General features: G+C 40.4%; 14 protein-coding genes and 1 tRNA gene. 7 read left to right on the plus strand and 8 right to left on the minus strand.

Translation table 11 applies throughout. From position 1 onward, the window contains the following. The first annotated feature begins 23 nt into the window (after positions 1–23). The 4 genes from C2M25_RS08215 to fur all read left to right on the plus strand — a co-directional run bounded on the left by C2M25_RS08215 (position 24) and on the right by fur (position 1,702). Complete coding sequence (locus tag C2M25_RS08215; RefSeq protein ID WP_036968243.1) at positions 24–245, plus strand: DUF2788 domain-containing protein; 222 nt, start codon at positions 24–26, stop codon at positions 243–245. Between the two features lie 2 nt (positions 246–247). Further along, the gene (gene ybfE, locus C2M25_RS08220; RefSeq protein ID WP_004586673.1) at positions 248–526 is read left to right on the plus strand and encodes a LexA regulated protein; all 279 of its coding nucleotides are present in this window, start codon (positions 248–250) and stop codon (positions 524–526) included. Positions 527–540: 14 nt separating this feature from the next. Beyond that, on the plus strand, positions 541–1,068 hold the full coding sequence (fldA, locus tag C2M25_RS08225; protein ID WP_063705064.1) for a flavodoxin FldA: 528 nt from the start codon (positions 541–543) through the stop codon (positions 1,066–1,068). A gap of 190 nt (positions 1,069–1,258) precedes the next feature. Further along, positions 1,259–1,702, plus strand: coding sequence for a ferric iron uptake transcriptional regulator (fur, locus tag C2M25_RS08230; RefSeq protein WP_063705061.1), 444 nt, complete (start codon positions 1,259–1,261; stop codon positions 1,700–1,702). 67 nt (positions 1,703–1,769) lie between these two features. Here fur and C2M25_RS08235 read toward each other — a convergent pair whose 3' ends face one another. The 7 genes from C2M25_RS08235 to C2M25_RS08265 all read right to left on the minus strand — a co-directional run bounded on the left by C2M25_RS08235 (position 1,770) and on the right by C2M25_RS08265 (position 7,002). Then, entirely contained in the window at positions 1,770–2,387 is a 618-nt protein-coding gene (locus tag C2M25_RS08235; RefSeq protein ID WP_063705059.1) for an FKBP-type peptidyl-prolyl cis-trans isomerase, read from the minus strand. A 74-nt stretch (positions 2,388–2,461) separates the two neighbouring features. Further along, the gene (locus C2M25_RS08240; RefSeq protein ID WP_105180864.1) at positions 2,462–2,863 is read right to left on the minus strand and encodes a hypothetical protein; all 402 of its coding nucleotides are present in this window, start codon (positions 2,861–2,863) and stop codon (positions 2,462–2,464) included. Between the two features lie 51 nt (positions 2,864–2,914). Next, positions 2,915–3,005 (minus strand) — tRNA-Ser (locus tag C2M25_RS08245). A 74-nt stretch (positions 3,006–3,079) separates the two neighbouring features. Then, positions 3,080–3,457: a hypothetical protein gene (locus C2M25_RS08250; RefSeq protein ID WP_063705056.1), complete on the minus strand. Its 378-nt coding sequence runs from the start codon at positions 3,455–3,457 to the stop codon at positions 3,080–3,082. A gap of 199 nt (positions 3,458–3,656) precedes the next feature. Continuing rightward, complete coding sequence (locus tag C2M25_RS08255; RefSeq protein WP_063705054.1) at positions 3,657–4,205, minus strand: NAD(P)H nitroreductase; 549 nt, start codon at positions 4,203–4,205, stop codon at positions 3,657–3,659. Positions 4,206–4,268: 63 nt separating this feature from the next. Next, a complete protein-coding gene (locus C2M25_RS08260) occupies positions 4,269–4,979 on the minus strand; it encodes an HvfX family Cu-binding RiPP maturation protein (RefSeq protein WP_105180865.1) in 711 nt (236 codons plus the stop codon). Positions 4,980–5,040: 61 nt separating this feature from the next. Then, positions 5,041–7,002, minus strand: coding sequence for an oxidoreductase (locus C2M25_RS08265; protein ID WP_105180866.1), 1,962 nt, complete (start codon positions 7,000–7,002; stop codon positions 5,041–5,043). Between the two features lie 199 nt (positions 7,003–7,201). Between C2M25_RS08265 and sppA the strand changes: the two genes are divergently transcribed. Both sppA and ansA read left to right on the plus strand, forming a co-directional pair. Further along, positions 7,202–9,067, plus strand: a complete 1,866-nt coding sequence (gene sppA, locus C2M25_RS08270) for a signal peptide peptidase SppA (protein ID WP_105174175.1) — start codon at positions 7,202–7,204, stop codon at positions 9,065–9,067. A 59-nt stretch (positions 9,068–9,126) separates the two neighbouring features. Beyond that, positions 9,127–10,137 carry an asparaginase gene (gene ansA / locus C2M25_RS08275; RefSeq protein ID WP_105180867.1) on the plus strand — a complete coding sequence of 337 codons (1,011 nt, stop codon included), beginning with the start codon at positions 9,127–9,129 and terminating at the stop codon, positions 10,135–10,137. A gap of 54 nt (positions 10,138–10,191) precedes the next feature. On the opposite strand, the gene gndA is transcribed toward ansA, so the two are convergent. Beyond that, complete coding sequence (gene gndA / locus C2M25_RS08280) at positions 10,192–11,565, minus strand: NADP-dependent phosphogluconate dehydrogenase (protein ID WP_054553937.1); 1,374 nt, start codon at positions 11,563–11,565, stop codon at positions 10,192–10,194. 422 nt (positions 11,566–11,987) lie between these two features. On the opposite strand from gndA, the gene pyk reads away from it, so the two are divergent. Next, the gene (gene pyk / locus C2M25_RS08285) at positions 11,988–13,421 is read left to right on the plus strand and encodes a pyruvate kinase (protein WP_063705043.1); all 1,434 of its coding nucleotides are present in this window, start codon (positions 11,988–11,990) and stop codon (positions 13,419–13,421) included. Positions 13,422–13,506: the final 85 nt, after the last annotated feature.

The following is a 13,506-nucleotide window of genomic DNA, read 5'->3' on the forward strand; positions in this document are numbered from 1 at the left end:
TTAATTTAAAGGTTTATACGTTGATGGTCAGTCAGTTAATTAACGAATTTGATACCTTAGGGTTGTATTTTGGCTTAGCCGGTATTTTCTTTTTTATTGGAATGGCAATTCAAGACGTCCTTAAAAAAGGTGATGTACCACGATTTGGCCGATACATCGTTTGGTTAGTGCTATTTTTAGGCTGTTCTGGGTTTATAGCGAAAGGACTTATTCAAGTCTTCTGGCAAGGCGCAGGTGTGGGCTAGACATGGCAAAGTCAGAAACAGATAGAACAACACCCGATTTATTTGAATACGAAAAGCGTCCAGGTAGGCCGAAAACAAATCCCCTACCTCGAGATATGCAATTAAAAGTAAACAAACGTAATCAAATAAAGCGAGATAAAGCACGTGGTTTAAAGCGTGTAGAATTTAAGGTTTCATCACAGTTATATCAAGCGTTAAGCGATATGGCAGATGCGCAGAATATTAGCCGTAGCGCGTTGATTGAAACAATTTTACAAGAAAGATTGGCTATTGATAGATAGAAGGTTTTAAATCCATGTCAAGCGTAGGTATTTTTTTCGGAAGCGACACAGGCAATACTGAACACGTAGCTAAAATGATTCAAAAGGAATTAGGTAAAAAGCTTGTAGCGGTTCATGACATTGCAAAGAGTTCTAAAGAAGAGATTGCTGAATTCGATTTATTGTTATTCGGTATTCCAACTTGGTACTACGGTGAAGCACAATGTGACTGGGATGATTTCTTCCCTGAATTAGAAGAAGTTGACTTCGAAGGTAAACTAGTTGCTATTTTCGGCTGTGGTGACCAAGAAGACTATGCAGAATACTTCTTAGATGCAATGGGCATGATCAACGATATCGTTACTGAGCGTGGCGCAATTGTAGTGGGTCATTGGTCAACTGAAGGCTACGACTTTGAAGCTTCAAAAGCACTAGTAGATGACGGCCATTTCGTTGGTTTAGGTATTGATGAAGACCGTCAACCAGAATTGACTGAAAAGCGTGTTAAAGACTGGTGTGCTCAGGTTTATGATGAAATGTGTTTAGCGGAACTTGCTGATTAATAACAAGTACTACTCGCATTTACTAGCTGATGTAAAGATGCACAACCAGTTCATATTTGTCTGAAAAATCGGCAATTAAACGAATTGTTCTTTGCACTTAATAACTAGGCACGTTATTCTAATAGTTGCTAATGTGTCGTGTGCATCTTTATGATGCCTAGTATAACTAAATAAAATTGAGACAGATTGAATGACTGATCACAACTTGGAATTAAAAAAAGCAGGGTTAAAAGTAACCTTGCCACGTATTAAAATTTTAGAGATTCTACAATCTCCGGACAACCAACACATCAGCGCTGAAGATGTCTATAAAATTCTTTTAGACAAAGGCGAAGAGATTGGTCTTGCAACTGTCTACCGTGTTCTTAACCAATTTGATGATGCAGGTATTGTTTCTCGTCACCATTTCGAAGGTGGCAAGTCAGTATTTGAATTATCAGGTAGCACTCACCATGACCACTTAGTGTGCCTAAAATGTGGTAAAGTTGTTGAGTTCGAAGACGATACAATTGAACGTCGTCAAGAAGAAATCGCAAAAGAGAATGGCATCAAGCTTACTAACCACTCTCTTTACCTTTATGGTGAATGCGAAGACACCGCTGCGTGTAAAGAATACGCTGAAGCAAATAGCTAATTCGCTATTCCTTCAGACATAAAAAAACCTGCATTAAGCAGGTTTTTTTATGTCTATTAGAAATCGATTAGATAATTTCTAATAACTCAACGTCAAAGATTAGCGTTGAGAAAGGAGCGATTGCTGCACCTGCACCGCGCTCACCGTAAGCAAGCTCATGAGGTACGTATAAACGCCATTTTGAACCAGTGCCCATCATTTGAAGTGCTTCAGTCCAACCTTTAATAACGCCACCTACTGGGAACTCAGCTGGTTGACCACGCTCATAAGAGCTATCAAATACAGTGCCGTTGATTAATGTGCCGTGGTAGTGCGTACGAACAGTTGAATCAGCAGTTGGTTTTTCACCTTCACCTGCAGTTAATACTTCAAATTGAAGACCTGATTCAGTAACTGTGATCTCTGGACGCTTCGCGTTTTCTTCTAAGAATGCGATACCTTCAGCTGCAAGAACTTTAGCTTCTTCTTCACGACGAGCTTGGATCTCAGCATTGATTTTCTCGAAAGCTGCTTGAATTGCTGGGATTTCAACTTGGAAATCGTTACCAGTGTATGCGTCTTTCATACCTTCAAATACAGAATTTAAGTTTAAACCTTCGAATGGATTTGCTTTTAATTGCTCACCCATTTGTAAACCAATACCGTAACTTGCTTTTTCAGCGTCTGTTGTAAAATTATCTGACATGTTTTTAATTCACGTTTATTTAGTTAAAAGACGTGCCCATACTAACATAAAAAAACGACGAATATCGCTTAGTTTTACTGCGTTTGCTCAGTGTTTGCACTAATTCGCTGCTTTATTTTAGCAATCACAAATGTAGAAACAGCTAGTGTGGCAATCATTGAGGCAATAAAAATCCCATTCATTAACCCCTCTTTACCGAACATAACTAAAGGCACAGCAATAAGACCCACAGTTGCAATAACAGCAGCAGCAATTAATGGCCAATGTTTATCATACTTACTGATCAAATGACCGACTAATACATTAAAGCCGATACCATAAGCAATCGAAGACAATAAACCGTAGTCGGGCTGCGCATCATGGGCCATAGCGACAAGCACATTAATGCCGCTGTGATAAAAATAAGAAAAGATACACCAAAGCAAAACATGTTTAATTATGCGCATTTGTGTAGAAGAAGACTCGCTTGTAGACATTACTTATCTCCAGATAGCAAAAAACCGCCAATTAGGCGGTTTTTTAAATAATGGTGGAGAGATAGGGATTTGAACCCTAGAGGGGCTACAAACCCCTGCCGGTTTTCAAGACCGGTGCATTCGACCACTCTGCCATCTCTCCGTACGGCGCGCATAATAGTGTTTACCGCGTTCGTTGTAAAGTCTTAATTGTAAAAAACTTTAAAAAAGTAATTTTCAGTAATACTGTTTAGGCCGTTTTGCAATTAATGAACAAATTAAGCAAACAATTAAACTAACTAAAGCAAATCCAGAGCCCTGCACTATCACATCAATTTTATTAAGATTGTAACTTGGTATGATGACTAACGCGAAAGCGGGTAAACAGGTGATCGTTAAAACGTAGCAACAAATTTTAAAAGCGCGGCCAAAATCGAATCGTTTAGTACTTTGCATCCACCATGTAAGTAGAAATAATACTACTACAGCAGATAAGCCAAGGTAATGAGGTTGCTTCGTAGACATAGCAACTAAGAAGGTTACTACAGCGCCTATTACGCCCCAAACTGACCAAGCGAACCAATTTTCTTTTTCACGTAAAAATAAGTTTCCCATTGTTCTCGTCTTCTTTATCGTTATTTTTTTAAGACCATCCATACGTTAACAAAAAATAACCGATTAAAAAACACACTGAAGAAGAATTATTTCGTTTTTTGCATCCGTGCGCTTCTTACAGCTAAGCTAAATCTGAAAAAACTAACATAAGTAAGCTTAATAGTGTCTGACTGCTTAACTGTATAAAAGTTCCTACTATTTATAAATTCTCAAAAAACGACTCAGGTTTGTGCCTAATAGGTTTTTTAATGTCAATTTCTGGCGTACCTAAATAGAGGTAACCTACAATTTCATCGTCTTCTTTACAGCCAAGTGCCGCTTTAACAGCAGGGCTTTGTGCAAAATAACCTGTGCGCCAAATTCCCCCTAAACCTTGAGCAAATGCGGCTTGTTGCATAGCGAGTACTGCACAGCCCGCACTTTGAACCTGTTCGATACGTGGCACTTTTGGATTTTCTTTCACATCCGCAATGGCAATGATCATCATAGGTGAACGCAGCGGTAGCTCTTTAGCACGCTCAATGGTTCTATCATCTTGGTTTTCAGCAACAGCGGCTTGATGGTAAATTTCACCCAATTTATTACGTGCGTCGCCTTCAACCACAATAAAACGCCAAGGCGCAATACAACCATGATCGGGTACTTTAATGGCTGCACGCTTAATTATGTCAAGTTGTTCAGCTGTAGGCCCTGGTGCGATAAGGCGAGGATCTGATTGTCGAGTTTGTAATAGCGTTAAAGCGTCCATGAATATTCCGTAAATGCTTAAGTACGACGCCCCTTATTAATAGGGGCAGAAAGCCCAAGCTTATCATTGATCTTTATGAGCAATAAAGCTATTCGATACTTTTCTAGTTAACCAATAATCAATACTGACGAAACGACCACCGCCTGTAAAAAATAAACTTAATAACATCACAAAATAGATAGCCGAAAACTCAATACCATTATTTAATATCACTGGTTTCCCTTTTGCATAGAGGTACTCTGTATAACCATGTGTTTCTAGCAACTCACGCATTTTCGTTAATCGCTCACTGGCTTCATTTGAATTAACTAAACTAGCTTCACTTCCTGGTATTGCAAGCCAATTCAGCACTCTTGCAGGGCTCGTGCTGGCATCTGTGGGTGTTACAGCAAACCAGCCATTACTAGCATGCACGGTCGTCGCAGCAACCAACATAGTGATCATCAACGGAATTGCGGTTAAACGAGTAAATAAACCCAATAATATAAAGATCCCTCCTAAAAACTCAGTCCATGCAGCTAAAAAAGCTAATACAGAGGGCATGGGTAGGCCTAAACCCCATTCACTATTGCCGAACCAAGCAACAATATCTTCTGACGCTAAAAAGTATTGATAGATGTGAGTTACATCACCGCTCAAAGCTAGTTTATTAAAGCCGGCAATGATCATCACTGGGGCTAAGATCAAGCGAATTAACAGGCTGGGAAGCCCATCTAGAAACTGCAGTTTATTTAAGACGCGTTGGTAAAGGGGTATTAGGTGTGTGTTCAACATAGCGGTCTCGTGACTAAATAGATTAATCACACAGACCGCACGTTTTCTAGTTTACTTTCAATTAAATTTTACGAGCAACTTGTAGCGCTTCAAAGATCGCACGTTTAGCATCGATAGCAGCAGCTAGTTTTGCGCCACCAATCACGTGAACTTTAGCGTTTTCGGTTTGATTGTCGAACGTTTCAGTATTAGACACCTGACCAATACAGGCAATCACAGTATCAACATCGAGGATTTGCTCTTCACCTTTTACAGTAATCTTCAAACCTTGCTTATCAAAGCTTAGATACTGACACTCAGCGATTTGTTTAACACCGTGCTGTTTGGCAACTTGACGATGGATCCACCCCGTTGTTTTACCCAGTTCACTACCAAACCGCCCTGCACTTCGCTTAAGCATGTAAATTTGGCGATTGTCTTTTTCGGGCGCGGCTTCGCATTCAATACCCCATTGAGTTTTGAACTGCTCAATTGTTTGTCCTTTGTGTTCACTTAAAAAGGCAACCATATCAAAACCGATACCACCGGCACCTAAAATCGCAATTTTCTCACCGAGTTCTACTTCACCACGAATGACTTCATCGTAAGCGAATACTCGTTTGCCATCACTGCATTCGATTTTCGCTTCACGCGGACGCACACCTGTTGCAAACACCACATCATCGTATTGATTAAGCATGTTGTCGGTAAATTCAGTGCCTAGCTGTAAATCGACATTTAAACGCTTTAATTCATTAGTAAAGTAGTTAAGGGTATGGTTAAAGTCTTCTTTACCCGGTACTTGCATGGCTAAATTAAATTGGCCACCCATTTGTTCTTTACGTTCAATTAAAGTCACTTTGTGACCTTTCGCTGCTAAGTAACAACTTGCAGCAAGGCCTGCAGGGCCTGCACCTACAACCAGTACTAATCGAGAAGATGGTGCTTTTTCAAGGCTATAATCTAATTCAAACGCAGCTTGTGGGTTAACCAAACAGGTAGCACGTTTATTTTTAAATACATGGTCTAAGCAGCCCTGATTACAGCCAATACAAATATTAATTTGCTCAGCTTTATTATTCGCGTACTTATTAAAGAACTCAGGATCAGCCAATAAAGGACGTGCCATTGAGATTAAATCAGACTCGCCTGCTTCTAAAATTCCATTGGCAATTTCTGGAGTGTTAATACGGTTAACCGCGATAACTGGCACTGATACCGTATCTTTTAAGCGTTTTGATGCTTCTTTAAAGGCACCTGCTGGTACCATACTGGCAATGGTTGGGACACGAGCTTCGTGCCAACCGATACCAGTGTTAAAGATATCAACGCCAGCTTGTTCAAGTGCCAGGGCTTGTTGCTTTACTTCATCGGGTGTTGATCCATTAGGAATTAAATCCATCACAGACAAACGAAATATAATAATGAACTTTTGACTTACTTTAGCGCGTACAGCTTTAACAATATCTACCGCCAAACGCATACGGTTTTCTAGACTACCACCATAGTTGTCTGTTCTTTTATTGGTGTGGTTAGCCATGAATTCATTAATCAAATAGCCTTCAGAACCCATAATTTCAACACCGTCATAGCCTGCTTTTTCAGCCAGTTTTGCTGAGTTTGCAAAGTCTTTGATGGTTTTTTTAATCGATCCTAACGACATTTCTTTAGGTTTATATGGATTAATAGGAGCCTGAATCGAGCTTGGTGCTTGATTGAATGGATGATACGCGTAGCGACCTGCATGCAATAATTGTAAGCAAATTTTTCCGCCATGTTGATGCACGGCTTCTGTATATGCTTTGTGCTTGATCACATCATAGAAAGAATTAAATGTTGATGCGAACGGAGATAACTTGCCACGAATATTTGGGCTGTAGCCACCTGTAATAATCAAGCCCGTGCCACCTTTAGCACGTGCTTCGTAGAATGCACGTAAGCGTTTACGGTTATGCCAGCCTTCTTCTAAGCCGGTATGCATTGAGCCCATAACCAAACGATTACGAAGTTCGGTATGCGGTAATTGTAATTTTTGTTCTAACATTGTGTGCCCCGTTAACTGGTCGAACCTCTATTTGAAATAGATTCTGCGGCAATAACTTAGAATAATCAACTTTTCACTCGTAATTAATCTGTAGCAAATTGTCGTTTTAAACACTCTGTTACTATTTAACAGTTAATTTTAAAGTTATTCTAAGCTAAGATGAGTTCACTACTAAGCTGTACTGAATTAAGGATTTATTTTGCTAGCAAAGATATTTAAAGGCATTTGGACCGGGATTAATTTTTCCCGCCGTTTGGTCCTAAACATATTATTTCTATTACTAGTAATACTCTTCTTTGTCGCCATAACAGGTGAAGAAGATCAAGTAAAAGTAGCAGACGGAACCGTGCTACGCCTAAACTTAAATGGCCCTATTGTTGAAGAAAAAACCTATGTTGATCCTGTAGAAGCAGCCATCAACGATGCAACTATGGGCAAAGAAGCGCCATCAGAAATTCTTCTTGATGATGTCATTGAAGTGATCAACGAAGCAACTAAAGATGATCGCATCACTGTTATGCTTCTTGACCTACAAAAAATGCCAAGCGCGCACATTAATAAGCTAAAACAAATAACTAAAGCAATTGATGCGTTTAAAGATGCAGGCAAGCAAGTTATTGCGACGGGCTACTACTATACACAAGCACAATATTATATTGCTGCCCATGCCAATGAAGTGTCTATGCACCCATATGGTGGTGTGAGCATTGAAGGCTATGGTATGTTCCCACTGTACTTCAAAGACGCGCTTGAAAAGTTAAAAGTGACTCAACATATTTTCCGTGTGGGAACTTATAAATCAGCGGTTGAACCATTCATTCGTAATGATATGTCAGATGCGGCAAAAGAAGCGAACAGCGTTTGGTTAACTGCACTTTGGAACGAGTACAAAACTGACGTTGCAGCGAGCCGTCCATTCGATGAAAGCAATTTTGATGAAGATATGGATGTTTACCTTGCAAAAATGCAAGCAGTTGACGGTAACTCAGGTCAGTACGCGTTAAATAATCAATGGGTTGATTCTTTAAAAACATCGCAACAAATTCGCCAGCAACTTATTGAATTAGTCGGTGCTGAAGAAACAGGTAAAACATTTAAACAAGTAAGCTTCCGTGAGTATTTATCACTTGTAAAACCGCCTGTTGAGTTCGATAACCCAATTACTGAAAAAGTAGCTGTTGTTGTAGCTAAAGGCACCATTGTTGATGGCGAACGTAAAGCAGGTGAAATCGGTGGTGACTCTACAGCCGCCCTACTTCGTAAAGCACGTCTTGATGATAAAGTGAAAGCGGTTGTGCTTCGTATCGATTCAGGTGGTGGTAGTATGTTTGCCTCTGAAGTTATTCGTGCTGAAGTATTAGCACTTAAAGCAGCAGGTAAACCGGTTATCGCATCAATGAGCTCAGTAGCTGCGTCAGGTGGTTATTGGATTGCATCAGCTGCCAATGAAATTTGGGCAGCCCCTAGCACAATTACAGGTTCAATTGGTGTATTCGGTACTTTCATGACGTTTGAAAACACCATGGCTGAGTTAGGTATTTACTCTGACGGTGTTGCAACAACTGACCTTGCTGGCTTCTCTATTGCACGTCCACTAGATGAGAAGATGTCAAACATCATTCAAATGAGCGTTGAAAATGCATATAAACGCTTTTTAAATGTCGTAGCTGAAGCACGTAACATGACCCCTGAGCAAGTTGATAAAATTGCCCAAGGCCGTGTATGGATTGCAACTCAAGCAAAAGAACTGGGTTTAGTTGATAAACTTGGCGATAAGCAAGATGCAATTAAGGCTGCTGCTGAGCTTGCTAAACTTAATCATTATGATGTTAAGACCATCAAACAGTCATTAACACCACAAGAGCAAATGCTGCAAGATATCTTTGGCACAGCGGCTGTTAAGAGTTTCTTTGCTAAGTCTGATTCATCACACTCAGTACTAGCAACACAAGCTAACTTACAAAGCCTTATTAATCAGTTAAGTAGTGAAATTGATAACCTAAAAGATTACAACGATCCACAAGGCGTTTACGCTCGTTGTTTAGTGTGTAATGTAATTCAATAAGTTACTTAGCTAAACGATTTTAGGTATACTAAGCCCAGTTATTTAACTGGGCTTTTTTTATGAAACGTAAACGTATATATATCGCCTATACGGGTGGTACCATCGGTATGAAAAAATCGAGCCGCGGCTATGTACCGGCAGAGGGTTTTTTAACCGAAACAGTGGTCAATAATGCAGAGTTTAATCGTGATGAAATGCCTTTGTTTGATATTCACGAATATTGCCCACTCATTGATTCTTCAGATATGTCCCCTGCCCACTGGCAATTAATTGCTGACGATATTAAGAGTAAATACCAAGACTATGATGGCTTTGTGGTTTTACATGGCACCGATACCATGGCCTACACGGCTTCTGCTTTGTCTTTCATGTTCGAAAACCTAACGAAACCTGTGATTGTGACAGGCTCGCAAATTCCCTTGTCGCAACTTCGTTCTGATGGCCAAGTCAACTTACTGAATGCAATGTATTTAGCCGCTAATTATCCAATTGCAGAAGTAAGCCTGTTTTTCAATAATCAATTATTCCGTGGTAACCGTGCGACAAAAGCCCATGCTGATGGCTTTGATGCGTTTGCATCACCAAACCTTGAACCATTAGCACTATCAGGAATTAATATTCAACTAATCAAAGGTCAACTTAGCCCTTACGTTGATAACGAACTACAGGTATCGAATATCACGCCACAGCCTATTGGTGTACTTTACTTATATCCTGGGATCAGTCCTGAGGTGGGGAAAAGCTTAGTTAATGACAATATCAAAGCACTTGTTTTACTGAGCTTTGGTGTGGGGAATGCCCCGCAAGATCCCGCATTTTTAGATATTCTTAATGACGCAAGCAAACGTGGCATGGTGATTGTTAACCTAACACAGTGTCTAAAAGGCCATGTTAATATGGGCGGTTATGCAACCGGTAATGCTTTATTAAACTGTGGCGTGATCAGTGGCTACGATATGACATTAGAAGCATGTTTGACCAAGTTACACTACCTATTTAGTCAAAAGCTTGAAGTAGAGACGATTAGTCACTTGATGCAAGACAACCTACGCGGTGAGTTAAGCCGTTAAATACAGTAGATACAAAAAAGGCACCTAAGGGTGCCTTTTTTTATACTTTGATAATTAACGAACTTTTTCGTCAATCTCAACTAAGTCAGTTAAATGGCAAATCTCACCACTGTGAGTTTTAATGCCATGCTCACCAAAGTAGTCACGTTGTGCTTGTACAAGATGACCATTACTCGGCGTTGTTAACGTTGCGATGTAAGTTTGTGTTGCTGTTAACACAGGGAAAGCTAAACCAGATGCAACGGCTGCACCCGTTACCTTACGTAATGCTGCTGATTCACGCTGCATAGAATCAATAAATTCTACACCTTCAGCGACATTGTCTAAGTAATCAGCACGGATGATACAACCTGCGCGCCATGTCTGTAGCGTTTTAGAAAGATCAACTTTCCACTGATGCGCACGTGACGCACCTTTGATAAGCGCTAAGCCTTGACGATAAGCAAGTAAACTTGCCAATGTAAATGCATCTTTTAACTCAGCTAAATCTAAATCAACGGTATCCGTTGCTTTAGCAGCGTAAGTCATTTCTTTTGCAGCATGCGTATCACAGGTATTTGTTAAGTGACGAGCTTGAACAGCTGCAACTAGTGATGGCACTGCAATACCAAGCTCTAGAGCATTTTGTGCAGTCCATAAACCCGTGCCTTTCGCGCCAACTTTATTGTCGATTAAATCAACGAGCGGCTCACCTTCTGTCGTTTCAAGGCTTAAGATATGGCTTGAAATTGACAGTAAGTAGCTATTTAAAGTGCCTTCTGACCATTCATTGAAGATGTCAGCCACTTCTTTTGGTGAACGATTAGTACCTAAACGCAGTAATTGATACATTTCAGCAATTAATTGCATTAACGCATATTCGATACCGTTATGAACCATTTTCACAAAGTGACCACTTGCAGATTGACCTACACGCGCGAAACATGACTCGCCTTTGTAGCTTGCCGCTACTTTTTCAAACCACGGCTCAACACGCTCCCAGCCGCCTTCTGAACCACTTGCCATCATTGCAGGGCCGTGACGTGCACCTTCTGCACCGCCAGAAATACCCATAGTGGCAAATTCAAATTTGTTTTGATATTTAAGTTTACGGCTAATGCCATCTTTATAGTTACTGTTGCCGCAATCTACGATAATGTCATCACAGTCAACACCTGCTTCTGCAAGCTCTGTACATACTTTATCAACCAATTCACCAGCAGGAACTAAAAGTAGAATCGAACGAGGCGGCTCTAAGCGTCTAACCATATCATTTAAATCAGACACAATATGTAAACGGTCTGCCAAACCTAGTGCTTTCGCACAGCTTAGTAACTCGGCACCCGCATCTGGGTTTTTATCATAAGCTACTAATGTCAGCCCTTTTTCAATCAGGTTGAGGGCAAGATTTTTACCCATAACGCCTAACCCTACTAATGCAACTTGCATTTAGTGTCCTCCTCGGTAACAACTATTGGTTAGTTAATCAAAATAATTACGCGCGCATTATACCCAAGCAGCCCAAAAATGCGAGCTTGTAAGCCAACTTGAGATAAATCATCGAAATCATGAAGCGACGTTGCACTCAGTATATCAAAATTACTAAGGCATCGGACCAGATTTTTATAATACCCTTTAAAAAGGTATGTGTATTGACGCTACCTGACACCGGTGTCATAATAACGTCATTCACCCTTTGTATACTCTATAATTAATACAAAGAGCCAGATCCTCATAAGTAAAAACAATCATTTTTTACTTATGAGTTCTACTTCGTGCAGATGTATAAGCCAATGAAGAAGGTTTATAGCACGACATTTTAATAGATAACCATCAATTCGCTTAAAAATTTAAGCGCACAGGAGAATTTGATGCTAAGACGCACAAAAATTGTTGCGACCCTTGGACCGGCAACCGATCGCGATAACAACCTAGAAAAAATTATTCGTGCAGGTGCAAATGTGGTTCGTTTGAACTTCTCACATGGCGTAGCACAAGATCACAAAGACCGCGCAGATGCGGTACGTAGCATTGCTAAGCGTTTAGGCAAACACGTTGCTATCCTTGCAGACTTACAAGGTCCTAAAATTCGTGTATCAACGTTTAAAGACGGTAAAGTAAACCTTGAAGTAGGTGCAAAATTTACCCTAGATGCAAAAATGGAAAAAGGTCAAGGCGACGTTAATGCTGTTGGTATCGACTATAAAGAATTGCCAAATGATGTTAAATCAGGTGACTTACTTCTTTTAAACGATGGCTTGATTCAATTAACAGTTGATAGCGTTGATGGTGCCCTAGTACATACAACAGTAACTGTTGGCGGTGTGCTTTCGAACAATAAAGGTATTAACCGTTTAGGTGGTGGTTTAACAGCCCCTGCTTTTACTGATAAAGATAAAGAAGACTTAATCACAGCGACTGAAATCGGTGTTGATTATATTGCTGTATCATTCCCACGTAGTGGCGATGATATGCGTTATGTTCGCTCTTTAGCAGAAGCTGCGGGCTCAAACGCACAACTTCTTGCAAAAATCGAACGTGCAGAAGCAGTTGAAACTGTTGAAGCAATTGACGATATCGTTCTAGCATCTGACGCAGTAATGGTTGCGCGTGGTGACTTAGGTGTTGAAATTGGTGATGCAGCACTTGTTGGTAAACAAAAGCTTATCATTAGCCGTGCTCGTTCACTTAACCGTACTGTTGTGACTGCAACACAAATGATGGAATCTATGATCGATAACCCAATGCCAACACGTGCTGAGGTTATGGACGTTGCAAACGCCGTATTAGATGGTACTGATGCCGTTATGCTATCAGCTGAAACAGCTGCTGGTGACTACCCTGAAGAAACTGTAGCGACTATGGCTCGCGTTTGTTTAGGTGCCGAATCACAAAAAGAAACACACGTTTCTAAACACCGTTTAGACAGCCGTTTTTCTTCAAATGCAGAATCAATTGCGTTATCGGCGATGTATGCAGCTAACCACCTTGATTCTGTAAAAGCGATTGTGACACTGACTGAATCAGGCAGCACAGCTAAATTAATGTCGCGCATTAGTTCTGGCTTACCAATTTATTCGTTATCACGCCATGCAAGCACACTTGGTCAAACGGCACTTTACCGTGGTGTTTACCCTGTATTCTTCGATTCAACGAAATGTGAAGATGACAGCATGGTACGTGACGCATTAAACACACTTGTTGAGCAAGGCTCGCTTGTTGCTGGTGATACTGTGATTTTAACTCACGGTGATGCGATGGAAACGATTGGTGCGACAAACACGATGAAAATTGTAACCGTTTAAACTGTTACAATTATTCATTAAAAAAGGCGCAATTTATTGCGCCTTTTTTGTTTTTAACTAAGTTAGTTTTTAGTTTTAAACAGCT

It is taken from the genome of Pseudoalteromonas sp. T1lg21, assembly GCF_002964625.1.
Lineage (GTDB): Bacteria > Pseudomonadota > Gammaproteobacteria > Enterobacterales > Alteromonadaceae > Pseudoalteromonas > Pseudoalteromonas gelatinilytica.

Coding starts and splice junctions, on each gene's coding strand:
- C2M25_RS08240 (WP_105180864.1), bottom strand. CDS start 2,863: ATGTCTACAAGCGAGTCTTCTTCTACACAAATGCGCATAATTAAACAT.
- pyk (WP_063705043.1), top strand. CDS start 11,988: ATGCTAAGACGCACAAAAATTGTTGCGACCCTTGGACCGGCAACCGAT.
- C2M25_RS08235 (WP_063705059.1), bottom strand. CDS start 2,387: ATGTCAGATAATTTTACAACAGACGCTGAAAAAGCAAGTTACGGTATT.
- fldA (WP_063705064.1), top strand. CDS start 541: ATGTCAAGCGTAGGTATTTTTTTCGGAAGCGACACAGGCAATACTGAA.
- C2M25_RS08215 (WP_036968243.1), top strand. CDS start 24: ATGGTCAGTCAGTTAATTAACGAATTTGATACCTTAGGGTTGTATTTT.
- C2M25_RS08265 (WP_105180866.1), bottom strand. CDS start 7,002: ATGTTAGAACAAAAATTACAATTACCGCATACCGAACTTCGTAATCGT.
- fur (WP_063705061.1), top strand. CDS start 1,259: ATGACTGATCACAACTTGGAATTAAAAAAAGCAGGGTTAAAAGTAACC.
- C2M25_RS08250 (WP_063705056.1), bottom strand. CDS start 3,457: ATGGGAAACTTATTTTTACGTGAAAAAGAAAATTGGTTCGCTTGGTCA.
- C2M25_RS08260 (WP_105180865.1), bottom strand. CDS start 4,979: ATGTTGAACACACACCTAATACCCCTTTACCAACGCGTCTTAAATAAA.
- ybfE (WP_004586673.1), top strand. CDS start 248: ATGGCAAAGTCAGAAACAGATAGAACAACACCCGATTTATTTGAATAC.
- ansA (WP_105180867.1), top strand. CDS start 9,127: ATGAAACGTAAACGTATATATATCGCCTATACGGGTGGTACCATCGGT.
- C2M25_RS08255 (WP_063705054.1), bottom strand. CDS start 4,205: ATGGACGCTTTAACGCTATTACAAACTCGACAATCAGATCCTCGCCTT.
- gndA (WP_054553937.1), bottom strand. CDS start 11,565: ATGCAAGTTGCATTAGTAGGGTTAGGCGTTATGGGTAAAAATCTTGCC.